At 44.6% G+C, this 22,849-nt stretch carries 22 protein-coding genes; 13 read left to right on the top strand and 9 right to left on the bottom strand.

The annotated features are described in order from the left end of the window. The 4 genes from QUF61_RS16370 to QUF61_RS16385 all read left to right on the top strand — a co-directional run. On the top strand, positions 1-218 hold a 218-nt coding region (locus tag QUF61_RS16370; protein ID WP_289682660.1), incomplete at its 5' end, for an IS66 family transposase. Positions 219-247: 29 nt separating this feature from the next. Continuing rightward, positions 248-520 carry a membrane protein insertion efficiency factor YidD gene (yidD, locus tag QUF61_RS16375; protein WP_103920132.1) on the top strand — a complete coding sequence of 91 codons (273 nt, stop codon included), beginning with the start codon at positions 248-250 and terminating at the stop codon, positions 518-520. Continuing rightward, positions 496-1,401, top strand: a complete 906-nt coding sequence (locus QUF61_RS16380) for an ABC transporter permease (RefSeq protein ID WP_289682661.1) — start codon at positions 496-498, stop codon at positions 1,399-1,401. Before yidD ends, QUF61_RS16380 begins: the two co-directional genes overlap by 25 nt. 3 nt (positions 1,402-1,404) lie before the next feature. Continuing rightward, on the top strand, positions 1,405-2,094 hold the full coding sequence (locus QUF61_RS16385; RefSeq protein ID WP_289682663.1) for an exonuclease domain-containing protein: 690 nt from the start codon (positions 1,405-1,407) through the stop codon (positions 2,092-2,094). 211 nt (positions 2,095-2,305) lie between these two features. On the opposite strand, the gene QUF61_RS16390 is transcribed toward QUF61_RS16385, so the two are convergent. Beyond that, a complete protein-coding gene (locus QUF61_RS16390; protein ID WP_289682665.1) occupies positions 2,306-3,139 on the bottom strand; it encodes a hypothetical protein in 834 nt (277 codons plus the stop codon). A 329-nt stretch (positions 3,140-3,468) separates the two neighbouring features. Here QUF61_RS16390 and QUF61_RS16395 point away from each other — a divergent pair, with 329 nt between their 5' ends. The 8 genes from QUF61_RS16395 to QUF61_RS16430 are packed head-to-tail and all read left to right on the top strand — an operon-like array spanning position 3,469 to position 10,794. After that, complete coding sequence (locus tag QUF61_RS16395) at positions 3,469-4,365, top strand: carbon-nitrogen hydrolase family protein (RefSeq protein WP_289682667.1); 897 nt, start codon at positions 3,469-3,471, stop codon at positions 4,363-4,365. 31 nt (positions 4,366-4,396) lie between these two features. Continuing rightward, a complete protein-coding gene (locus tag QUF61_RS16400; protein ID WP_289682669.1) occupies positions 4,397-5,152 on the top strand; it encodes a metallophosphoesterase in 756 nt (251 codons plus the stop codon). Next, positions 5,149-5,790, top strand: a complete 642-nt coding sequence (locus QUF61_RS16405) for a YqiA/YcfP family alpha/beta fold hydrolase (RefSeq protein ID WP_289682671.1) — start codon at positions 5,149-5,151, stop codon at positions 5,788-5,790. The genes QUF61_RS16400 and QUF61_RS16405 overlap by 4 nt, the downstream gene beginning before the upstream one ends. A 44-nt stretch (positions 5,791-5,834) precedes the next feature. Beyond that, positions 5,835-6,230 carry a hypothetical protein gene (locus QUF61_RS16410; RefSeq protein ID WP_289682673.1) on the top strand — a complete coding sequence of 132 codons (396 nt, stop codon included), beginning with the start codon at positions 5,835-5,837 and terminating at the stop codon, positions 6,228-6,230. Further along, the gene (gene hisB, locus QUF61_RS16415) at positions 6,230-6,823 is read left to right on the top strand and encodes an imidazoleglycerol-phosphate dehydratase HisB (RefSeq protein WP_289682688.1); all 594 of its coding nucleotides are present in this window, start codon (positions 6,230-6,232) and stop codon (positions 6,821-6,823) included. Before QUF61_RS16410 ends, hisB begins: the two co-directional genes overlap by 1 nt. A gap of 1 nt (position 6,824) precedes the next feature. Further along, positions 6,825-7,466: an imidazole glycerol phosphate synthase subunit HisH gene (gene hisH, locus QUF61_RS16420; protein WP_289682674.1), complete on the top strand. Its 642-nt coding sequence runs from the start codon at positions 6,825-6,827 to the stop codon at positions 7,464-7,466. A 5-nt stretch (positions 7,467-7,471) separates the two neighbouring features. Further along, positions 7,472-9,211, top strand: coding sequence for a pilus (MSHA type) biogenesis protein MshL (locus QUF61_RS16425; protein ID WP_289682675.1), 1,740 nt, complete (start codon positions 7,472-7,474; stop codon positions 9,209-9,211). Positions 9,212-9,213: 2 nt separating this feature from the next. Then, complete coding sequence (locus QUF61_RS16430; RefSeq protein ID WP_289682677.1) at positions 9,214-10,794, top strand: DUF945 family protein; 1,581 nt, start codon at positions 9,214-9,216, stop codon at positions 10,792-10,794. Between the two features lie 109 nt (positions 10,795-10,903). Here the strand turns inward: QUF61_RS16430 and QUF61_RS16435 are convergent, their stop codons facing one another. The 6 genes from QUF61_RS16435 to mutS form a co-directional block, all read right to left on the bottom strand. Continuing rightward, the gene (locus QUF61_RS16435) at positions 10,904-12,799 is read right to left on the bottom strand and encodes a putative nucleotidyltransferase substrate binding domain-containing protein (protein ID WP_289682678.1); all 1,896 of its coding nucleotides are present in this window, start codon (positions 12,797-12,799) and stop codon (positions 10,904-10,906) included. A gap of 157 nt (positions 12,800-12,956) precedes the next feature. Continuing rightward, on the bottom strand, positions 12,957-14,558 hold the full coding sequence (gene pckA, locus QUF61_RS16440) for a phosphoenolpyruvate carboxykinase (ATP) (protein ID WP_289682679.1): 1,602 nt from the start codon (positions 14,556-14,558) through the stop codon (positions 12,957-12,959). Positions 14,559-14,627: 69 nt separating this feature from the next. Next, entirely contained in the window at positions 14,628-15,818 is a 1,191-nt protein-coding gene (gene hemW / locus QUF61_RS16445; protein ID WP_289682680.1) for a radical SAM family heme chaperone HemW, read from the bottom strand. Next, positions 15,815-16,384 (bottom strand): hypothetical protein, encoded by a 570-nt coding sequence (locus QUF61_RS16450; protein ID WP_289682682.1) that lies wholly within the window; start codon positions 16,382-16,384, stop codon positions 15,815-15,817. Before QUF61_RS16450 ends, hemW begins: the two co-directional genes overlap by 4 nt. Continuing rightward, positions 16,381-17,022 carry an orotate phosphoribosyltransferase gene (gene pyrE, locus QUF61_RS16455; RefSeq protein ID WP_103919655.1) on the bottom strand — a complete coding sequence of 214 codons (642 nt, stop codon included), beginning with the start codon at positions 17,020-17,022 and terminating at the stop codon, positions 16,381-16,383. The genes QUF61_RS16450 and pyrE overlap by 4 nt, the downstream gene beginning before the upstream one ends. Before the next feature lie 82 nt (positions 17,023-17,104). Further along, positions 17,105-19,681: a DNA mismatch repair protein MutS gene (gene mutS / locus QUF61_RS16460; protein ID WP_289682690.1), complete on the bottom strand. Its 2,577-nt coding sequence runs from the start codon at positions 19,679-19,681 to the stop codon at positions 17,105-17,107. A gap of 138 nt (positions 19,682-19,819) precedes the next feature. Here mutS and speE point away from each other — a divergent pair, with 138 nt between their 5' ends. Next, positions 19,820-20,662, top strand: coding sequence for a polyamine aminopropyltransferase (speE, locus tag QUF61_RS16465; protein ID WP_289682684.1), 843 nt, complete (start codon positions 19,820-19,822; stop codon positions 20,660-20,662). Positions 20,663-20,797: 135 nt separating this feature from the next. Here the strand turns inward: speE and QUF61_RS16470 are convergent, their stop codons facing one another. Both QUF61_RS16470 and QUF61_RS16475 read right to left on the bottom strand, forming a co-directional pair. Beyond that, a complete protein-coding gene (locus tag QUF61_RS16470; RefSeq protein WP_289682685.1) occupies positions 20,798-21,364 on the bottom strand; it encodes a DUF302 domain-containing protein in 567 nt (188 codons plus the stop codon). A gap of 398 nt (positions 21,365-21,762) precedes the next feature. Next, positions 21,763-22,611, bottom strand: a complete 849-nt coding sequence (locus QUF61_RS16475) for a hypothetical protein (RefSeq protein WP_289682686.1) — start codon at positions 22,609-22,611, stop codon at positions 21,763-21,765. Between the last annotated feature and the right edge of the window lie 238 nt (positions 22,612-22,849).

Below are 22,849 nucleotides of genomic sequence, written 5' to 3' on the forward strand. Positions count from 1 at the left end.
ATGAAGGTGGACGAGCAGTCGACCCTATAGAAAACCAGATGGTCAAAGAATTACTCGACAGCAAACTATTACATGCTGATGAGACGACCTGGTTGATTGCAGGTAAACCATTCTGGTTATGGGTTTTCGCGAGTTCAACGGTAACTTTGTATTACATCACCCTGCGCAGCAATGAATTAGTGCGCAACCTGTTGGGAGAATACAAACGAAGTGGATGAATGAAGCTTATATTAAATTCAGGTTTAACATGAAAAAACTATTTATCCTGTTGATTAAATTCTACAGTTATATCATCAGCCCCTTTCTGGGCAATAATTGCCGTTACCACCCTTCTTGCTCCAGTTATATGCAGGAAGCCATAGAAAAATATGGCATCTGGAAAGGCCTTGGGATGGGTTTAAAACGCTTGGGGCGTTGTCATCCCTGGCATGAGGGCGGCTATGATCCCGTACCCGAGCCGCCCGAAACAGATAAACCCACAAAAAAACAACACCTATGCAAAACTTCTGGTCACGATTAAAACACGATCACCTGGCAATGCTGGGACTGATTTTATTGATTTTGTTATCAATGACCGCATTTGCCGGCAAAGCGTTGACGGAATGGAGCCAAATATTTGATCCCGCCACTGTACGTTTGGTTGATAAGTTTAGAGCGCCGATGACGACGGCTTCAACCCAATTAGCAATGGCGGAACGCCCACCATTTGGAATATATTTTTTGGGCACGGATGAGCTGGGACGTGATGTTTTTGCCCGCATGTTACAAGGCTCTTTTGTTTCTCTATCCATTGGTTTTATTGCCGTGGGTATTGCTACTTTGGTTGGTGTATTATTAGGTGGGCTGGCGGGTTATTATCACGATACGCGCTGGGGTTTTATTTCGCTGGATGGTTTGATTATGCGTTTTACCGATGTCATGCTGTGTTTCCCCAGCTTTTTCCTGATTCTGACCGTGGTTGCTTTGTTGCCACCGAATATTTATAACATTATGATTGTCATTGGCCTGACCAGTTGGATGGGTACCGCGCGTTTTGTGCGCGCTGAATTTTTAAGTTTGAAACAACGTGATTTTATTCGTGCAACACAAGCGGTGGGTTTACCGGAATGGCGTATTATTTTTTTACATATGTTCCCCAATGCCCTGACCCCGGTTATGGTGACCGCAGTTATCAGTGTTGCCGGTGCAATTTTGACGGAATCTGCGCTGAGCTTTCTGGGATTTGGCGTACAACCGCCTGATGCGACCTGGGGTAATATTTTATCCGACGGCAAAGCCTTTATTTTTGATGCCCCCTGGTTATTTTTTATCCCGGGCTTTACTATTTTGGTGGTGGTACTGGCTTTTAACCTGTTAGGTGAAGGCTTGCGTGAAGCCATGCAACCGGAACAACAAGGGTAATATATGGACTGGTTTTCCCTATTGCCAGTAACCTGGCAGCATCACTACTTACAACAAAAGCTTGTTGATAATGCACTGGCAGATTATTTGCAAACACCCCTGCCAGATCCACAACAGTCGCTGGCAGACACTGAATTTCTGGTATTAGATTTTGAAACAACAGGTTTGAACCCACAACGTGATGAGATTCTCAGTGCCGGTTATATCTTAATCAAGCATGAACGGGTGATATTAGCGCAGGCCAGACATCATGTCTGCCGGATTCGCGGACAAGTACCCGCTGCCAGTGCTGCAATCCATCAAATCAGTGACAGCCAAATGCAGCAGGGTATGGATTTGGAAGCCTTGTTAGCGCTATTGTTAGCGCAACTCAAAGGCCGGGTGTTGATAGCACATCATGCTCAAATTGAACAACAGTTTCTTAATGCGGCCTGTCGTCAGTGTTATGGTCATTCCTTGCCCATGCGTATAATCGATACCTTAAAACTGGAACAAAAGCGCCTGCAACATCAGCAAAAAACCTGGAAAGCCGCGCAATTGCGTTTATTTAATCTGCGTCAACATTATGGTTTACCGCGTTATCATGCCCATCATGCGCTGGAAGATGCGATTGCAACAGCAGAGTTATTTTTAGCACAGGTTAATCAGAATCACGCAGCGGGTAAGCAGAAAATCAAATATTTCCTATATTAACCTAAACTTGACGTAAGATTTTTTATTGAAAAGGTTGAAATCTAGCACATGCTATCAATAACTAAGCATGAGATGGAGGCAGTTTTCAGCGCCATAAGCGATGAATGAAACTTACACCAAACCCAGCTTGTATTAAAAAAGCCCCTCTTATCAGAAAAGATAAGAGGGGCTTTTTTACCACTTAGATAACAATTAAAATTGTTATTTCAGCTTAGTCAACGGTTAAGCCCACAGTACCCAGAGGGTTGGTGTAAACTAATGTACCATCAGCTGTCTCATAGCCATTAAAGAATAGATAAGTACCTTCCATACCTTCTAATTTACCGTTATACAGATTATTGGAATGGCTGCTACCCAGTGTTACGTTAGCATAACCGTTCAATGCTGCATCGTTTTCCCAATCCCAGGTTGCGAAGCCATTAGCAGTTAGTTCCCATGTCCAGTAAGGGCCTCCGAATGACAAGTAGTTACCTGGAGCGTCATAAAAGTAAACAACATTGACCAGTTTAGCTTGTTTGCCTTGATCTTCAGTACCTGGATTGACGGTAACCAGGATGTCTAAACTATCGGTGCCAGTGGCTGTTTGAGGATTATCGTAGCTGCCACCATTTTTGGAAACACCACCCAGGAAGGTTGTAGTAGTACCGGCGGGGGTAGCGCCAGGCAGATAATCAGCAACAACTGCTAATGGCACTGCAGCAGCGTTCAGTGTGGTGGTGGAGGCTGTCATATCAGTCTGACCTGCACTGCTGCCGACAACTGAGGTGGTGGTGGACGTTTCACCTGCCGCCATGATAAAGGACAGAGCATCAATGACACTCGTATCGCTACTGGCAATATTAACTATTGTATCAGCACCTGCTGAAACCATAGTACCTGTTGCATCTTCCAGCCATACTTTCAGCATGGTACTGTCACCAGCTTTCAGCATGGCAGTGTCTGCAGACATTTTCAGGTCAAGCGCGGATACTGCGCTTGCGCCGAAAGCCAGTACACCACTGATGGCAGCAGCCAGTACAGCATTACGTTTATATTGTTTAGCCATAAATTACTCCTCGAAGATTGAAGCTATAAATAAAATTGAAACGTCATTCTTAGTTCCTGTTTAATTCAGGATAATTGTTTCAGGTTGATGAAATCCCGTAAAACTCAGAAATGGATTGCCGTTTAGAACACAATTTTACTATTTTGCTGTAAAATAACAACTGAAAGTTGCATCTATACCACTAAAATATCCACACAAACGCAGGTATTTAGTTTAATAAGGTTTTAAACTATCTTAATTTTGCCTCAAAGCTTTTAGCATATTAAATCGCTTCAATGGCATTTTTTGACAGATTAATGGTCATTAAGTCAGTAAATAGGATTAAAGCAATGTTAAAAATGGCTGCCATCCAGATGTGCTCTGGAGAAAATCTTGACCTTAATCTTAAAACCGCCGCGTGTTTAATTCAAAAAGCAGCGCAACAAGGCGCAAAGCTCTGTGTATTACCGGAAAACTTTGCTTTGATGACACAATCTGATAAGGCAATTTCAGCAATTATTGAGCCAGCAAAAACGACAAAATTACAAACAACAATAAAAACCCCATTACAGGATTTTTTATCGCAACAGGCGCAGCAACATCATATCTGGGTAGTGGGGGGTACGATACCTTTAACCGCCAGTGTGTCCGGTAAATATCGCAGTGCCTGCCTGGTATTTGATGCGCAGGGCAGACAAGTGGCGCGTTATGATAAATTACACTTATTTGATGTACAGCTACCTACTGATACTGATTATCAAATGCAACCTGCATCACAAAATGCCTACCAGGAATCACGTAGCATTGAAGCCGGTCAGCAGCTTTGCGTATTTGACAGTCCGTTTGGTAAAATCGGGCTTGCAATCTGTTATGATTTACGTTTTCCTGAGTTATTCCGATGCCTGATGCAAAGGGGTGCAAAATATTTTATAGTGCCTGCTGCATTTACCTTGACAACAGGGGAAGCACATTGGGAAACTTTATTAAAAGCCCGTGCGCTGGAAAATCTGGCTTATGTGATTGCAGCCAATCAGGGCGGTCATCACCCACAAGGCCAGGAGACTTACGGGCACTCCATGATCATTGATCCCTGGGGACAGGTGCTGGCACGATTAACGCATGATGATATGCGCCAAAAAACTGAAATGATAATTACAGCGGAAATCGATAGTGAAAAACAACGGCAATTACGTCATCAATTTCCTTGTTTATCACATCAACGTTTCCCTTGTGTTTGTCATGAATAAACACTTTGAATTAAGAATAAGCTGAATCTTTATGTCAAATTTTCTGCGTATTGTACAAATGACCGATGTACATGTTGGCCCTACCCCTAAACCTGTACATAATATTAATGCTCAGGCACATTTTTTAAGGGTCTTACAGCACCTGCAAGACATGTCAGAGGAACTGGATTTACTGGTGGTTTCTGGTGACCTGGCGCAAGAGCGTGGAGAGCCGAAAGCGTATGCCTGGTTGCGTGAGCAACTGGATAAGAGTTTGCTACCTTATGTCATCATGACCGGAAATCATGATGTTTTAAGTCATATGCAGACCGCTTTTTCCCTACCGGAAGCCGATATTCAGGAAAATGCCTATTTTTATAAAAAAATTCTGAAAAATCGTCCCCTGTTATTTTTGGATAGTGGTCCTTACCGTGTTTCTAAAATTCAATTAGACTGGCTGCAACAGCAATGTCAGTTACACGCAGATCAGGAATGCCTGCTATTTGTTCATCACCCACCATTACCCGCTTTATGTCAGTTTATGGATGCTTCTCACGGTCTGCGCAATTCCCAGGAAACCTGGCAGGTGCTCCGTGCACAAACAAATATTTCTCATATTTTTTGTGGTCATTATCATACCGAAAGAACGCTGGTACGTGATGGCAAGGTTATTTATATCACACCATCAACCACCATACAGATAGATACCCGCACTGAGGACTTTGCCATTGAGCATCGTATGCCAGCTTATCGTATCGTTGAATGGTCAGATGATACGCTATACAGCCATGTGCATTATCTGCCATGAAATATGTTTATTTGCATGGCTGGGGTTCTTCTCCACAATCAGCAAAAGCACAATATTTTCTGGACAGCTTTGCCCTTCACAATATTCCCCTGCAAATTCCAGACTTAAACTGGCCTGATTTTTTCAGTCTGACCTTAAGCAGACAAATCCAGCAATTATCCCATTTACTGAAACAGCAAGAACAGGTAACAATTATTGGCTCCAGTTTAGGGGGCTTAACGGCATTGTGGCTGGCAGAATATTTACCTCAAGTGCAGCGTTTGGTGTTATTGGCACCGGCGCTGAACTTTGTGGCTAATGCCAAGCGCCAACTCAGACCTGAAGCTTACCAGCAATGGCAGGAGCAGGGTTGGCTGACGGTGCAGCACTATAGTCGTCAACAGGATTGTAAATTGCACTATCAATTTCTTGAGAATATGTTGGCTTACACCGATCAAAATCTGCAACGCCCCCTACCGACCTTATTATTTCATGGTGTTTTTGATGAAGTCATTCCACTGCATGACAGCCAGGATTTTGTTACAAAACGCCCCTGGGTTGACTTTTTTCCACTGCAAGATGATCACAGCCTGATGAGCAGCCTGCCAAAAATCATGTCAGAAATGCAGAAAGGCTTATATCGAACTGAGATTATTTAAGTTAAAATAAGTCATTAAACCTGAACCCGACGTAAGGTAATCTCATGGACTCTCCTTTATTACTCGCTTTTATTGTTTTTGCAGGTATTTTTTTATTATTTTTCTTTATCAGTCTGTTATCTGATTTGGTCATTGTCGGTGTTGCATTAAGTACTGCGATTGCGGCCTATTTTATTCCTGAGTGGTATCCTGTTTTATTTGAAATGCTCAAAGATACCCAAATTCCGACTTATCTGGGCTTGGCGCAACCTGATAAACTCGATGATGCAAGCCGTTATCTGGTTGCGGTCATGCTAACCGTGCTGGCAACTTTGGTTTGTATCCCGGTATTGCCTTTTTCTGCAACCTACAGGCAGATGCTGGGGGCCAACAAGATTGGACGACAGGATGAAGCTTACATCAAAACATTAATTCACATGGAAGATAAAGGAAAGTCATGATGACACAGCGTTGCGCAAGCATACAACGTGATACGCTGGAAACCCAGATTAAAGTCAATATTAATCTGGACGGCACAGGTCAAGCTCAACTCAATAGTGGTGTAGCTTTTTTAGATCATATGCTGGATCAGATTGCGAGGCATGGTTTAATTGATTTGGATATCCAGGCGCAAGGGGATACGCAGATTGATGATCATCATACGGTGGAAGATATTGGCATCAGTTTAGGTCAGGCTTTTAAACAAGCCGTTGGCGATAAAACCGGTATTTGCCGTTATGGTCATGCCTATGTGCCTTTAGATGAAGCCCTGTCGCGTGTGGTTATCGATTTTTCCGGACGTCCCGGATTGGAATTTCACGTAGATTTCCCGCGTTCTCACATTGGTCAATTTGACGTTGATCTGTTTTCTGAATTTTTTCAGGGCTTTGTCAATCATGCACAGGTCACATTGCATATTGACAGCTTACGTGGGCGCAACGCACATCATATTATCGAAACTGTTTTTAAAGCATTTGGTCGCGCACTGCGTATGGCGCTGAGTCCTGATCCCCGCATGCAGGGCATGATGCCCTCGACAAAAGGAAGTTTGTAACATGAAAACACTCGCAGTGATTGATTATGGCATGAGTAACCTGCATTCCGTCAGCCGCGCCTGTGAACATGTCGCAGGCAAAAACTGGAAAGTACAAATCAGCAGCGAAGCTGATGCGGTTATGGCTGCTGACAAGGTGGTTTTCCCCGGTCAAGGTGCTATCGGCAATTGTATGCATTTATTAAAAACCACGGGCTTAGACGAAGGGATACGCTTAAGCCTTGAGAGTAAACCTTTTTTTGGTATTTGCCTGGGCTTACAAACACTGCTCACTGATAGCGAAGAAAGTGGTGGCACCGCAGGTTTTGATTATCTGGCGGGTACGGTGCGTCACTTTAAACGCGATTTAGAAGATCCAAACACCGGAGAACATTTAAAAATTCCCCATATGGGTTGGAATCAGGTCAGGCATAACAATCACGATCACCCGCTATGGCAGGATATCCCGGACAACAGTCGGTTTTATTTTGTGCATAGTTATTATGCCAGCCTGGAAAACAGTGAATTTGTTGCAGCAACGACACCTTATCCACAAGGCTTCACCTCAGCCATTGCTAAAGATAATGTTTTTGCCGTGCAATTTCACCCCGAAAAAAGTCAACATGTGGGTTTGAAGCTGCTGGAAAACTTCCTGGACTGGTAAGTTTTTTGCGTTTAATTCAGACTATGATGAATTTTCGTACAGTTTTTTTGCTGTTATGCTGCGCCAGTCTGCTCAGTGCCTGCGCGCCGCAGCCTCCAAAACCCTCTCCTGGACACTTGGATAAGGGGGTTTTGCCTGTGCTGGAGGAAAATACTGACATTCCTCCGCTGGTACAAAGCGCACCCTACTTGCCGCCACCCGCACCAGTTGCAGAACCTGAGCGTTACACATTGGTGGTGGACAGAATTCCAATTAAAAGTTTGTTGTTTGCTTTAGCGCGTGATGCCAAACGTAATATTGAAATTGATCCAGCCATTGAAGGTTATGTCACGATTAATGCCATTGATCAAACATTGGAGCAAATTTTAGAACGTATTGCCCGACAAGTGCTGGATTTACGTTATGACATTAAAAATAACGATATTATTATCCGTAAAGACCTGCCTTATATTCAAACCTATAGAGTCGATTATGTGAACCTGCAACGCAGCAGCGAAAGTGATGTTAGTATTTCCACGCAAGTGGTGACATCCGGCAGTTTTGATGAAGGCGCTGGTTCAGGTGGACAATCCAATAATAACTCTGAAACCCGTATCAGTAATGTATCAAAAAACAGGTTTTGGGATACCTTAACCCAGAATATCCAGGCTATCTTAAAAACTGAAAAACAGGTCGTGGAAAGCCACCAACAGGAAGCGCAACAGAATGTTGAAAAGACAGAAGTAACCGCTGACAGCAAAAGTAAAACGATTGATGATATCCAGAGCAGTGTAATTGTTAATCCAGAAAGCGGTATCGTTACCATTCGCGCCACCCGCCACCAACATGAAGAAATTGAAGATTTTCTCAAAAATGTTTTGCAAAGTGTGCAAAGACAAGTCTTAATTGAAGCGACCATCGTTGAGGTCAAGCTCAGCGATCAATATCAGGCAGGCATAGACTGGCAGCGTATCTCGGGTAATTTCAGCTATATCCAATCCATGATTGGGGCTAATATTGCGGACACACCTGCTTATATACTGCGCTATACCAACCCGAACAGTTCGCTGGGTAATATCAGCGCCACCGTGAAATTACTGGAACAATTTGGTAATGCCAAAGTCTTATCCAGCCCTAAAATCATGGCATTAAACAATCAAACTGCTATCTTAAAAGTTGTGGATAATCAGGTTTTTTTCCGGGTCAATGTCGAGCAAACCGATGCCACCGATAGCTCGCTGGGGCGTACCACCTATGAAACCGAGATTCATACCGTACCTGAAGGCGTGATTATGAGTATTACACCCCAAATCAGTCAGGAAGGCGCGGTGATATTAAATGTGCGGCCTACCGTTTCCCGCATTATTAACTTTGTTAATGATCCCAATCCCGCGCTGGCGCTGGCTAATATCACCAGTCGGGTACCAATTGTGCAAGTGCGTGAAATTGAATCTATTTTGAAAGTGAATAGCGGCAATATCGCGGTACTGGGCGGCTTGATGCAGGATGTGATTTCCCATGACAGTGATAATGTACCTGTCTTATCCAATTTACCGGTGGTGGGCGACTTATTCCGTCATCGTGATGATAATTTTGTTAAAAGTGAACTGGTCATTTTTCTGCGCCCCGTTGTGATTAAAGATGCCAGTCTCAATGGTGACTTAAAAGCCTATCGTCGCTATCTGCATGATAATCGGCGAACTGAACCCAGCGCACCGACCGGCTTGCAATTGAACCCACAAAACTGGAATCGGTATGCGCGCTGAAAATGAAGCATAGAGCCAGTAATAACAGGAATTTATTGCAGGGCAGTGCTTTTATTTTATTATTTATTGCTGCTGGCTTATTTGCCAGTTTATGGTATTTATTCCAAATTCCCGCAGTATTAAAACCCATCATTCCAGCCTTACAGGTTGCAGCCTTGCCCCGTCCCGATGCAAGTATCCGGCAAACGCCCACTGATAAGCCAGCAATGCCAGCTAAAGCACAGCCAAATAGTGAAAAACTGGCAACATTATGGCAGACGCTCAGTAATGAATTGCGTATGCCAAAACAAAAACTTTATCAACAACAGCGCCAATACGCCCTGCCATACCCCTTATCCTTTGTTGTCCTTAATATCAAAACCCAAATCGGCAAGCAACAGCAAGATCGCGTGTGGTTACAAATACCTGCACTTGCCCACAATCTGGATAATGAACTATTCGGGTTAGGACGTATACAATGGGGAGGATTAAGTGGTGTTATCCAGGCACAATCACCCGCACAGCAAGGCTGGCATTGGCAAATAAATACGCAAGCATTGCGTTTTGCTTCACTACGGCATGGTTGGTTCAATATGGATCCAAGTATTGCCCAAGGCACGCTTGATACAAAACGCCAGTTAACCAGCCTGCAATGGCAAACCGGGGCTATTAAAATACAGGACAGCACAGGTAATAACTGGCAATGGCAGGCACTGCACTTACAGTTGCAACGGCATGAGACCCAAGACTATCAGCTCCACATTCAATTTGAACACTTGATTTCACCATTTACAGCGCAGTGGTCAGCACTGAACCCAATTTTCCAGCTTCAGCTACAACTCAGCCCCTTTAACTTCTCTGCTCTCACAATTGAAAATGGTATTCAGAATCTAACGTGGTTGCTTAAACAAACAAAACTCTTAAACCTGGAAATGCAAGCAACTGTCCCGGAAGGTGAAATCACATTACAACTGGAGGTACGATGGGAAGCACGATGGAAGGCAGAAAATCAGGAACCTTGGGAAAAGCTTATTCACTCACTGTCTAAACCATTTTCTGGCAGCTTAAACGGGTTATCGGCACTGCAAGGCAAACTCCATATACAAGTGAGTACCGATGTGCTGCAAGCCTTGTTGCATAACCGTTTTCCTGAAGAAAGTCTGATTGAACAACAGCTAGACTGGTTACAAACACAAGGTTATTTACAAGATAGTGGCGAGCATTATGTACTTAATTTCAGCCTGGAGCAGGGGCAATTCCAGTTAAATGGTCAGTCTTTAGGTAGCAGCCAGCAATACCAGGACTTTCTCCAGCGCCAGCAAATCAACCGGACACTCAGCCGTCTTAGTGGTTTGCAAGTACCACTGGAAGCCTATTATGCGCATACCGGTACATTTCCTGATAAATTAGCTGCACTTAATAATCGTATTATCACGCATGACTTATCTGGATTTCAGATTGAGCCAAGTCAACAACGCATCAGTTTACCACTACCAGATTCCAGGCAGCGGGTTTTTTTAAGGTTTGACAGTCAACAGCAACGTTGGTTTTGTCAGATTAAATCCCGTTTAAATAAAATATTACCACGATGGTGTCGACAATGATTTAGGCTGTTAGCTCTGTATAAAAATGGCATGTGTATTTTCAGAAGACCTTCCAGGTTTTAAAAACCTGGAAGGTTTTCTAAAAATACAAGCGTGATGATGTATTCGCTCAGGCAAACCTGCCGGTCTGATAACGTTGTTCCAAGGCGCTTTGTAAGGTGCGCACAATCTCAAATGCATCTTTCAAATGGCGTTTTTCCAGGGAAGACAGATGTTCCGGTGGTACAAAATGATCCGGTTTTTCCCCACGGCGAATTTGTGCCGCCTGATAACGCAGACGTACCGTTGCAATAAACTCAAAAGCATCCAATAAATCATCTTTGCCACTGTCACTGAGCTGGGTGGCTTCATGTGCAGCAATCAGACGTTCTTGAGTGGATAAGGCGGTACTGCCCACAGATAAGGCATACACCCGCGCTAAATCAATCACGGGTGTTACCCCTTTTTTCTTCATATCCAAAGCTTTATCCTGAGTATCGTGTTTATCCAGTACAAAGTTGCGGAAAAATCCCAAAGGGGGGCGGTGCTGCACGGCATTGGCTGCCATATACGCCAGAAAAATACTATTATCGCGGGTTTGTTCCAGTATTTCCTTTTGTAATTTTTCCAATAAATAGGATTCACCGTGCAAACAGCGTAAATCAAAAAAGATGCTGGAATACATCAATGCCTTGGGTTCGGGGTGCTGTATCCATTGTTGAAAATAGGAACGCCAGACTGCTAAGGGTTGTCGCCATTTTTCTGTCATGGCCATCACTTCCCCTGGGCAATAAATATAACCACAAGCATCCAGGCCATCACATACTTTTTCACTCAGTTGTTTAAAATATGCACCATGCAGGGCGGCATCATAATCATCACTGAGTATCAAACCATTATCCTGATCAGAATGCGCAGTTTGCTCCCGCCGCGCCAGGGAACCTGCGGCAATCCAGGCATAAGGCACGGGGGGCGTGCCTAATTCAGACTCGACCAGCAACAGCAAGCGACGGCTAATCGCCTCACCAATATTGCTGATGGTGTAAGCAATATCTGCTGCGGGCAGACTACTTTCCACCAATTGACACAATGTTTCTGGCAACTGCTGACTTAAGGTTTTTAAGGTTTCAATCGTGCTGGCACGCTGCACTTCCTGCGTCAGATACAAAACCGTATTATGGCTTTGGTCGCGAATCAAATCCCCCGCATTTAAAATGCCTATGGGTTTACCTTGCGCAAGCACTGGCAAATGTTGAATTTGCATACGGGTCATTTGTAACAAGGCTTCTGCACCGCGTGCATCCGCATCAATCGGCTGGGGGTCAGGCGTCATAATCTCCATAATCGGGCGCTGGGTATCTATGCCCGCCGCGATTGCGCGGGTACAGAAATCCCGATCAGTAACAATGCCGGAAAGCTTGTCCTGATGAGTTACCAAGACAGCAGAAACCTGGGCATCCATCATTTTACAAGCAGTATCCTGTATAGAAGCCTGTTCAGTGACCTGCACCAGTGGTTGATTGAGTAATTCCCGCACATGGCGGATAATCAACGTATTGCTTTCTGAATGGTGTAAGTCTTTTAAGGCGCTGCGCAAGCGCACGGGTTTGTGTTTGGCAAACCAATCGCGAATCGGCGGATAGTGTTCCACCAAATCGATAAATAAGCTGGCGGGCAACTGGTACAACAAACAGTCTTCTAAGGCGGTTGCAGAAAGACTCACCGTGCCACCACGTAAAATAGAGCGATAGCCCACCCAGTCACCTTCCGTGAAACGCCCGGTAATTTCACCGCTGCTGTCTGAAACTTCAATTGCACCACTGCGAATCAGGTACAGCCAGGGGTTTTTTTGACCGATATGCAATACTTCATCCCCTCGGCGCACATAACGAATTTCCATCGCTTCAACAATTTGATGTATCTGTGAGGTGGGTGCTTCTTTATCCTGCCCTTCCTGCGTAATTAATTTATCCAGTGGCTGACACTGACATAAAAAATCATAAATTTCCAGTTGTTCAATTTCCATAAATCTGCTCATGTTTTTGTTTGTTATTCATTTTTATATTCATAGGCGATAAACCCTTATTAAGATTATTAGAACATTATAATACCCATTGACTAAAAAAGCCGACCGGGTGTTGAAAACCCGGTCGGAATATTTTATATTGGAAAACAAAAGCGGGTTAACCAGGCCCGGCATTACGCACCGCTTCGGTAACATGGTCTGCAAAAATATGAAAATTTTCTGCAAACATCGTGGCTAATTTTTTTGCCTGTACATCATATTCTTCAGGATGCGACCAGGTATTACGGGGATTAAGCACTTCATTCGGCACACCGGGGCAATGCCGGGGTATTTGCAGACCAAAAAATGGCTCGGTTTCCATTGCAACATCATCAAGCTTACCATCTAAAGCAGCATTAACCATTGCACGCGTATGCGCAATTGACATGCGCTGCCCTACACCATAGGGGCCACCTGTCCAACCGGTATTAATCAACCACACACAGGAATGGTGTTCATCCAGTTTATTGCCCAGCAGTTCAGCATAACGCATGGGATGCAAGGGCATAAACGGCGCGCCATAACAGGCGCTGAATACCGGTGAAGGCTCGCTGACACCGCGTTCCGTACCGGCAACTCTTGCGGTGTAACCGGAAATGAAATGGTACATTGCCTGTGCTTTGCTGAGCCTGGCAATGGGTGGCAGGACACCAAACGCATCAGCGGAAAGAAACAATACTTCTTTTGGATGATCACCCATGCCATTTTTCTGGACATTGGGGATGGCGCTAATGTGATAAGAGCCGCGTGTATTTTCGGTAAACGTATCATCATCCAGGTCAATATGACGGGTTTTGGCATCAATGGCGACATTTTCCAAAATAGTGCCAAAACGTTGGGTGGTGCCAAAAATTTCTGGTTCTGCTTCCGGGCTGAGATGAATGAGTTTGGCATAACAGCCACCTTCAAAATTAAAAATGCCATGCGCACCCCAACCGTGTTCATCATCACCGATTAAAGCACGGGAAGCATCTGCGGACAAGGTGGTTTTACCAGTGCCGCTCAGACCAAAAAATAAAGCGCAGCGTCCACCTGCGCCGATATTTGCTGAACAGTGCATCGGTAGCACGTTTTTACTGGGTAACAGGTAATTCATTACGCTGAAAATGGATTTTTTGATTTCTCCGGCATAACTGCTACCGCCAATCAATATCATTTTCTTTTTAAAATTAACCACAATAAAAGTTTCAGAGTTTGTACCATCCATACTCGGCGAAGCGTGAAAACGCGGCGCATCAATCACGGTAAATGCTGGCACATGTTTTTTTAATGCTTCCGCCGTAGCCTGCAAAAACATATTACGCGCAAACAGACTGTGCCAGCCATATTGCGTGATAATGCGCACTGGCAAACGGTGCGCTGGATCGGCACCAGCAAAACAGTCCTGTACATACAAGTCCTGCGTCTGGAGGTGGTTGAGCATACCCTGGTGCAGGTTTTCAAAATGGGCTTCACTGAGAGGTCGGTTAATCTTTCCCCACCAGATAACATCTTTGCTGCTGTCTTCTTCGACAATAAATTTATCATTGGCAGAGCGCCCGGTATGATGACCTGTACGTACCACGATAGGACCGAGGTGAGAAAGCGTGCCTTCATGACGATTAAGGATTTTTTCATATAAAGCCGCAGTATTTAAGTTCCAGAAAACTTCATTTAAATTCTCCAATCCGTGGTTTTCCAAACCATAATCACTATGTTGATGACAATTTTGCTCAAGCATTTGATGGCCCCCCGCAGGATGGAAAAGTGTTTACCAAAATACTCAAAATAGTATTGTGGCAAATACTTCTTATAAAAATATAGCATAGTCATCAATAATAAAACTTTCCAGTAATTCGTTAAGAAACTGGAATCCTGCGGGTGTTGCCTGAATCATTCCATTGTGCCATTGTAGCCAGCCACGCGCTTGGTTCTCCCGTAATAGTGGCGCAATCATTGGTAAACTTTGCCCCGTGCGCATCTGCCACAGAGATTCTTGAAAGCCACCGGATAAACGCAAAGCATTCATCATAAATTCTATTGGTAATTCTTCTGGCTTAAGTGCAGGGTTGCGTTTAATGCGCTGTTCGGGGGTGCTTTTCAGATATTGCCGGGGATGACGCAGGCGATTGTAGCGGTAAATCTGAGTTAAAGCTGGTGCATTATCATCTGCGGAAAATAAACTGATTTTGCCATGTGCACCTGCGCCTATGCCCAGATAATCCCCAAACAGCCAGTAATTAAGGTTATGGCTACAATTTTTCCCCATCTGACTATAAGCGGATATTTCATATTGACACAATCCCGCATCACTCAGTAACTGTTGTCCGGCAAGCTGTATGTCCCATAAGACATCATCTTCTGGCAATGCTGGCGGTGGTTGATGATAAAATGCGGTATTGGGTTCCAGGGTGAGTTGATACCAGGACAAGTGGGGCGGCGAAAAACTGAGTGCTGTTTGCAAATCTTCTAATGCAGCCTCTAAATTTTGTCCCGGCAAACCAAACATCAAATCCAGATTAAAATTCTGAAAACCTGCCGATTTCGCGCTTTCTATTGCGCGAATCGCGGTTGCTGCATCATGAATGCGTCCTAATTTGTCTAAAGCGACATCATGAAAACTTTGAATACCCAAAGATAAACGATTGACTCCGGCTTCCCGAAAGCCGTGAAAACGCGCATTGTCCACGGTGCCGGGGTTGGCTTCCATGGTGATTTCACAATTTTCAGCCAAGGGGGCGCGAGCGCGAACCCCCTGGATTAAGGTTTTAATGCTGTCTGGCGAGAAAATACTCGGAGTGCCGCCACCCATAAAAATACTTTGAATTTCCCGGCCTTGCAATAAAGCGGCATCCAATGCCAAATCAGCTAATAGTGCCTGTACATAAGCGGCTTCCGGCAATGTTTCATTAACTGCATGAGAATTAAAATCACAATACGGGCATTTATGCACGCACCAGGGAATATGGATATACAATGACAGAGGAATAGGGTGGCTCATTGTGATAATTGATAAAAATATTTCCAGCGTTGCGCAGAAACTGTATTTAAGCTGTCCAATAAGGCATCAGAAGGTCTGGCTTCGCCTTCAAACACACCATGCACAATCAGCGCAGCACGGGAAAAACCCGCACATTTACGCCAGTTTAAAGTCCAGGGACGATAGGCTTGTTGGCAGTTGGGGCAGGTATAAATGCCGGTTTCCTGGCTTATCGACCATTGCTGTAACAAGGCGTTGGCAGCCACGGCGCTCCGGCAATGCTGGCAATGTGGATCGCGCACTTTTTCACCACCGAGAAAATGTAACTGCGTGGTGTCACAAAATAATTCCAGATAATAAAAGTTAGTATCTGATTGCCCGACTTCTGGCATTTGGGTTTCTATGCACGGTGCACAACCCAAAAAGGTAAGCAGGCGGTCAAAGGCGGTGCCGGGATAAAAAATTTCACGCCCCTGGTAATGAGCCGCTTCCCCTAATAAATTGAGAGCTTGCAGCGTTTGTTGCAATTGTGGCTGAAACTCATTCGTGGGCAGAAAGTCTGCTGGCGCATGCAAGACTAAACTCATACGCCATAACTTTCCCGGTATACCCGAATTGCTTCCAGATGATTTTGTAACGCATTTTGCGTTTCCAGGTATGTCACAATATCTTTCAGCCCAACAATACTGATAACCTTCAGACCCTGCTCCTGTTCCAGTTCCTGCAAAGTTGATAAGCTGCCCTGACCACGTTCCTGCCTGTCCAGCGCAATCAGTACCCCTACCGGCTCGGCACCATTGGCGCGAATAATTGCCAAGGCTTCACGTACCGCCGTACCTGCGGTAATCACATCATCAACTAATAACACCTTGCCCGCCAGCGGCGCGCCAACAAGTTGCCCACCTTCCCCATGGTTTTTGATTTCTTTGCGGTTAAAACAATAAGGCAAATCGCGATCATGGTTATTGGCCAAGGCAATGGCCGTGGCTGAAACCAGAGGAATACCTTTATAGGCCGGGCCAAATAATAAATCAACATCCAGGCCACTGTCCTGAATTGCGCTGGCATAAAACTGTCCCAATTTTGCCAGGGCTAAACCGCTGTTAAATAAACCCGCATTAAAAAAATATGGACTATGACGCCCGGATTTCAGGGTGAATTGTCCAAAACGTAAGACTTGTTGTTGAATTGCAAATTCTAAAAAAGCTTGTTGATAATTTTTCATTGAGAATATTCCTTGCCTGTATTATTAATTATGAGATGATTCTATAAGGTTCACACATATTTGCAATCATTGATTGTCAGTCCTAAGCCTCTACCTTGGCTTTCAACTGATATAAGGCCTCTAATGCCTGCCGTGGACTGAGTTCATCAGGGTTAATGGCTGCCAAAGCCTCATGTAAAACATCATTAACGGCAGCCTGTGGCTCCACTTCAGGTTCTGGTATTGAGTTTTCCTGTGGCTGCAAAAATAAATCAGCCTGTTGTGGTTTAAAACTGTCTTGTTGTTGCTGTTCCAGTTGTTGCAAATGTTTTTTCGCCTGTTGCACCACGTTTTTTGGCACGCCTGCAAGCAAAGCGACTTGCAAGCCGTAGCTTTGGCTGGCAGGGCCAGGTTTAATCTGATGCATAAATAAGAGTTTGTGATTTTGCTCAACCGCTTCTAAATGCACATTGGCAACTCCCGGCAGATTTTCCGGCAGGCGTGTGAGTTCAAAATAATGGGTGGCAAACAAGGTAAAAGCATGAATTTTATTAGCCAGTTGCTCAGCACAGGCCCAAGCCAGTGAGAGACCATCAAACGTGCTGGTGCCACGCCCCACCTCATCCATCAGCACCAGACTCTGAGCCGTGGCATTGTGCAGAATATTGGCGGTTTCCGTCATTTCTACCATAAATGTTGAGCGTCCGCCAGCGAGATCATCACTGGCACCGATACGGGTAAAAATCCTGTCTACCAAGCCAATTTCCGCCTGCGCTGCCGGTACCGGGCTGCCAATATGCGCCAATAATACAATCAGGGCGGTCTGGCGCATAAACACAGATTTACCCGCCATATTCGCCCCGGTAATAATCAACATGCGGCGCTGGCTGTCCAGACGCACGTCATTGGGCGTAAAAGGTGTATCACTGATGTGTTCCACCACCGGGTGACGACCCTGGGTAATGCTGATGCCGGGTTTGTTATTAAACTGTGGCGGCTGGAAATTCAGGCTGTCGCCACGTTCTGCCAGATTGCTTAATACATCCAGTTCCGCCAGGCCGCTGGCAGTATTTTGTAAAGCTGCCAGATGTTGTATCAAGTGCTCCAGCAATTGTTCATAGAGCCATTTTTCCCGGCTTAAGGCGCGCTCTTTGGCGCTAAGCACCTTATCTTCAAATTTTTTCAGTTCCGGCGTGATATAACGCTCGGTATTTTTCAGGGTTTGGCGACGTTGGTAATCGGCAGGGGCTTTATCCGCCTGACTGCGGCTGAGTTCAATAAAATAACCATGTACCCGGTTAAAACCTACTTTGAGGTTCACCAGACCCGTGCGCTCTCGCTCGCGGCTTTCCAGATCAATCAGATATTGTCCGGCATTTTCAGACAACTGCTGCAACTCATCCAGTTCCGCGTCATAGCCCGGTGCAATCACGCCACCATCACGAATTAATACCGCAGGCGTTTCCAGTATGGCACGGGTTAAGGTATCTGTCAGTTCAGGAAATTCACCAATCTGCCGTGCCAGGGTCTGTAAACGTAAAACCTCGCAATCTTGTAAGGCTTGTTGTAAATCCGGCAGGCTGTTTAATGCCTGACGTAACTGCACCAAATCACGCGGACGCACGGTTCTCAAGCCCACGCGCGCAAGAATCCGCTCTATATCACCGATTTGGCGCAATTGTTGATGTATATCCTCAAAGCGTTGGCCTTGCTGTAACCAATCTATACTGTTCAGACGTTGCTGTAATGTTTCATGATTACGCAATGGCCTGTGCAGCCAGCGCCGAAACAAACGACTACCCATCGCCGTGGCGCAGTGATCCATGACATCGGCAAGACTGTGTCCGCTCACGCCGGAGAGGGTGCTGTCCAGTTCCAGATTGCGGCGGCTGATAGGATCAAGAAATAAACTGTCCTGATGATTTTCCACCCTTAAACCTTGCAAATGCGGCAAGCTGGCTTTCTGGGTATCCTGGGCATATTGCAACAGACAACCGGCAGCGGCAACGGCAGTATCCATATCGACCACCCCAAAACCGCTGAGGTCTTGCACCTGGAATTGACGGGTAAGCAAACGCAGTGCAGTTTCCTTGTCAAAATACCAGGGTGGCTGACGATTGACTTGCCCGGTTTCCAAAGCATTTTCCAGTTGATTCAGCAACGGGCTGTCTTCACTGATAAGCAATTCCGCTGGACGCAGACGCGCCAGCTCCGCTTCCAGCACTGCGTAAGTCTGGCTTTCCTGCAAAGTGAAACGCCCGCTGCTTAAATCCAGATAGGCCAGGGCGAAAGTGTCTTTTTCCACAGCCACTGCCGCCAGCAGATTATCGTGGCGTTCCTGCAACAAAGCTTCATCCGTCAATGTGCCAGGGGTGATAACCCGCGTCACCTGACGTTCCACCGGGCCTTTGCTGGTTGCGGGATCACCAATTTGTTCACAAATGGCGACCGATACCCCTTGTCTGACCAGACGCACCAGATAATTTTCCACTGCATGAAACGGCACACCCGCCATCGGAATGGGATCGCCGTTGCTTTTACCGCGCGCGGTGAGCGTGATGTCTAATAAACGCGCGGCTTTTTGCGCATCATCAAAAAACAGTTCGTAAAAATCACCCATGCGATAAAACAATAAAATATCCGGGTATTCTGCTTTGATGCGCAGATATTGCTGCATCATCGGGGTGTGGGCGGTGTTTGGTTTATTCACGAAATCTCACTGCGTTTAAAATCGAATTCGGGCGGAATTATAACAATCAATGCGCATCTTTGCGTTAAAATGCAAAAATCTGAGTTATCTTTATTCTAAGGAATTAAAATGCTGCCTGATCATCGCAATTGGTTTACTGAAGCCAGCACTGAAACCGGTATTGGTTTTTCTCTGCATACCAAAGAAAAACTGCACAGTGAACAAACCCCCTATCAAACCATCGATATTTATGCGACAGAAACCTTTGGCAATCTGATGGTTATTGATGGTTTTGTGATGTTATCAACTCGCGATAATTTTTTGTATCATGAAATGATGTCGCACCCCGTAATTTTCAGTCATCCGCATCCACGCAAAGTGGTGATTATTGGCGGTGGTGATTGCGGTACCTTGCAAGAGGTGTTAAAACACCCGGCAATACAACAAGTCACCCAGATTGATATTGATGAGCGCGTAACCCGGTTGTCTGAGTTGTATTTTCCTGAATTGTGCCAAGCCAATCACGATCCACGCGCCAAACTGCTGTTTGCAGACGGTATACAATGGATGCAGCAGGCAGACGCTGGCAGTGTGGATATTATTATTGTTGACAGCACCGATCCAATCGGCCCGGCGGAAGGTTTGTTTCAGCAGCCATTTTATCAGGAATGTCTGCGCGTGTTAGCCAGTGACGGGATTCTGGTGCAACAAAGTGAGTCGCCTTTATTACATCTGGAGTCAATTATCCAACCCATGCATCATGCCATGTCCAGTGCAGGTTTTGCAACCGTGCGCACCTTACACTTCCCGCAACCGGTCTATCCTTCTGGCTGGTGGTCAGCAACCCTGGCTTATCGTAATGCTAAAGTGGATTTTCGGGAATTAGATGCGCAAAATAAAGGTTTTGATACCCGTTATTATGATGCGGCAATGCATCACTGCGCTTTTGTATTGCCACCATTTATGAAATAAAGCTTGTCAATAAATGGGATTAGTTTTTAGAGATTTACTCAGTTATTGCGGGTCTGAATTCGATTTTGGCTGCTTTTAACGCTAATCACGTTATTTCATCCGTGTTCCAAAACAACCAAAATCGCTGGTGATTAATCACAAATCCCCGTTGGCTCCGGCTTCCATGATAATTTCCATATTATCGCGGACTTCTGTTGCAATTTTGATTAATTCTGGTGGCAAATCCACAGAAGTAATAAACACATTCAGATTCATGGTAATCAACCACACCTGACCTTTTTTATCTTCAATCACGCCAACACGGCAAGGCATATAGGCCAGAAAATGAATATCAAAATCTAACATTTTTTTAGCAATACGCACATCACAAAACTGAAATATTTCAGTGCGTTGAATATCTTTCATACCAATAGATTTATACTGCTTTGAAAGTTGTTGATGACCTGCAAATTTCATGTTTAAGGCATTGGCTTTGAGCTTCATTGAGTCAATTGCATCTTCAACGCTGACACCTTCTGCAATCGGAATTTTGATAACCGATTCTGCAATATTAATCAGTACTTCATCGGCTTCTTTTACCAGGCCACGCTCAGTATCTGAGTCTTCTTTTACCAGGTCACGCTCAGTATCTGACGCCCATAGTGGTTGCATCAGCAATGCCATGATAAAAAAACAGGCATGGCTTATATGATGTGTTTTCATATTATAATTTTCTCCTTTGGTGACAAATTAACCTAAATTTGATGAAGGCCCGTTAGCTTATATCCCTTTTGTGCAGAATGCGCAAAAAGCTTAAGTTATCAATATCAAACTCAAGCAAAAAAGATACTATAATCAAGCAAATTATGGGCCTACTAAGCATTATCTTGCCTTTTATTTATATCAAACCCAGGTTATAACGCTATATCGTAATGCTTTTTTAATAATAGGTCGAGTCTCTGGTTATTTAGGAGTGAGAATTTTATAACTTCAGCAACTTGGCTGCTCTTTTTCTCCATTTTCTACGTTGTGAAAACCATTACATAACTTGCTATGCGCCTGTTTTCATGCCTTGAAAATGAATAAAAATCCTGCGCCCAGTTTCTGTATTTATTTCATCCTCACTCCTTAGTACCCGCTCCCATTAAATTAATTTTGCATTGGTTGGTGCTATCCGTAAAGCCTTCCAACGCCATTTCAAGTTGATTATCAAATAATAAAGTAAATTCAACCTCACCATTTTCTGCATTAGTACTGTCATTTTCAGCGTATCCCTTGGCATGATTACCCACCACTTCAATGGCAACATCGCTGTCATCAGCTTCACCAGAACTTTCAATGGATAAATGCGTAATCATGCAAGCATCCTGAGTAATACCAACAGTCATAGGGATTTCAATGGCGATACCACTACAGCTTTCTTCCATACGCACTGTAGGAAATTTCCAAGTACCGGATAAATCAGAGCAGCCACCGCTACTTGCCATGTTGTCATCAGTACCCATTACATAATCATGACGCATATAACGCCAACTGGCTTCCCCTATGCTGATAACTTTTGTGTTACCACTTTTACCACCTTCAATCGTTGGCGAAGCACCATTGTAAGTACTGCTGAGTTCTATATCAAAAACCCCGACATGGAAAAAATTAAGGTTAAGTATGTTATTACTGCCAAACCAGATTTTGACATAAACTTCAGGATTGGCATCTGATCCCCAACTGACTTGGCTTGAACTGGCATAAAAGTAACCCGCAATCACAAAGTCACCGCCCGATGTGGATGAACGCTGAGTTTCCTGCCATTGCAGATCAAAATTATCAACACTGGCACCTTGATCCAAAGGATTTAAGATCACAGCACGAATCGAAAGTTCGCTATTGCCGGGTAAATTGCCACCAATGCTGGCAGCCTGACTTAAACTGGGGAGCAAACAAAAACTGAAATAGAGCAAAGATAAAATACGCATGTGTTTTTTCCTTATCAGGTACAAAACTTTATTATAGCGAATTCGTTAGCTCGGATTATCAAGATAAGGGCTTTTATGAAAACATAAAATCAAGGGTGTTTCTCAGACAGTCTCCTAGGAGGCTGTCCGAGAACAGAGGCCGTAGCGAGGGAAGGCTGGTTTGAGGCAGATTTTTTCATTATTTGAGGCGAATATTGGGTATATTTAACGAAAATAAGGGAGAAATCTGACCAAATCC

Source organism: Candidatus Venteria ishoeyi (assembly GCF_030378065.1).
GTDB classification, from domain to species: domain Bacteria; phylum Pseudomonadota; class Gammaproteobacteria; order Beggiatoales; family Beggiatoaceae; genus Venteria; species Venteria ishoeyi.

What these genes read in the sequence shown, in the direction of transcription:
- yidD (WP_103920132.1), top strand. Translation starts at nt 248, where the DNA reads ATGAAAAAACTATTTATCCTGTTGATTAAATTCTACAGTTATATCATC.
- QUF61_RS16380 (WP_289682661.1), top strand. Translation starts at nt 496, where the DNA reads ATGCAAAACTTCTGGTCACGATTAAAACACGATCACCTGGCAATGCTG.
- QUF61_RS16385 (WP_289682663.1), top strand. Translation starts at nt 1,405, where the DNA reads ATGGACTGGTTTTCCCTATTGCCAGTAACCTGGCAGCATCACTACTTA.
- QUF61_RS16390 (WP_289682665.1), bottom strand. Translation starts at nt 3,139, where the DNA reads ATGGCTAAACAATATAAACGTAATGCTGTACTGGCTGCTGCCATCAGT.
- QUF61_RS16395 (WP_289682667.1), top strand. Translation starts at nt 3,469, where the DNA reads ATGTTAAAAATGGCTGCCATCCAGATGTGCTCTGGAGAAAATCTTGAC.
- QUF61_RS16400 (WP_289682669.1), top strand. Translation starts at nt 4,397, where the DNA reads ATGTCAAATTTTCTGCGTATTGTACAAATGACCGATGTACATGTTGGC.
- QUF61_RS16405 (WP_289682671.1), top strand. Translation starts at nt 5,149, where the DNA reads ATGAAATATGTTTATTTGCATGGCTGGGGTTCTTCTCCACAATCAGCA.
- QUF61_RS16410 (WP_289682673.1), top strand. Translation starts at nt 5,835, where the DNA reads ATGGACTCTCCTTTATTACTCGCTTTTATTGTTTTTGCAGGTATTTTT.
- hisB (WP_289682688.1), top strand. Translation starts at nt 6,230, where the DNA reads ATGACACAGCGTTGCGCAAGCATACAACGTGATACGCTGGAAACCCAG.
- hisH (WP_289682674.1), top strand. Translation starts at nt 6,825, where the DNA reads ATGAAAACACTCGCAGTGATTGATTATGGCATGAGTAACCTGCATTCC.
- QUF61_RS16430 (WP_289682677.1), top strand. Translation starts at nt 9,214, where the DNA reads ATGAAGCATAGAGCCAGTAATAACAGGAATTTATTGCAGGGCAGTGCT.
- QUF61_RS16435 (WP_289682678.1), bottom strand. Translation starts at nt 12,799, where the DNA reads ATGGAAATTGAACAACTGGAAATTTATGATTTTTTATGTCAGTGTCAG.
- pckA (WP_289682679.1), bottom strand. Translation starts at nt 14,558, where the DNA reads ATGCTTGAGCAAAATTGTCATCAACATAGTGATTATGGTTTGGAAAAC.
- hemW (WP_289682680.1), bottom strand. Translation starts at nt 15,818, where the DNA reads ATGAGCCACCCTATTCCTCTGTCATTGTATATCCATATTCCCTGGTGC.
- QUF61_RS16450 (WP_289682682.1), bottom strand. Translation starts at nt 16,384, where the DNA reads ATGAGTTTAGTCTTGCATGCGCCAGCAGACTTTCTGCCCACGAATGAG.
- pyrE (WP_103919655.1), bottom strand. Translation starts at nt 17,022, where the DNA reads ATGAAAAATTATCAACAAGCTTTTTTAGAATTTGCAATTCAACAACAA.
- mutS (WP_289682690.1), bottom strand. Translation starts at nt 19,681, where the DNA reads ATGATGCAGCAATATCTGCGCATCAAAGCAGAATACCCGGATATTTTA.
- speE (WP_289682684.1), top strand. Translation starts at nt 19,820, where the DNA reads ATGCTGCCTGATCATCGCAATTGGTTTACTGAAGCCAGCACTGAAACC.
- QUF61_RS16470 (WP_289682685.1), bottom strand. Translation starts at nt 21,364, where the DNA reads ATGAAAACACATCATATAAGCCATGCCTGTTTTTTTATCATGGCATTG.
- QUF61_RS16475 (WP_289682686.1), bottom strand. Translation starts at nt 22,611, where the DNA reads ATGCGTATTTTATCTTTGCTCTATTTCAGTTTTTGTTTGCTCCCCAGT.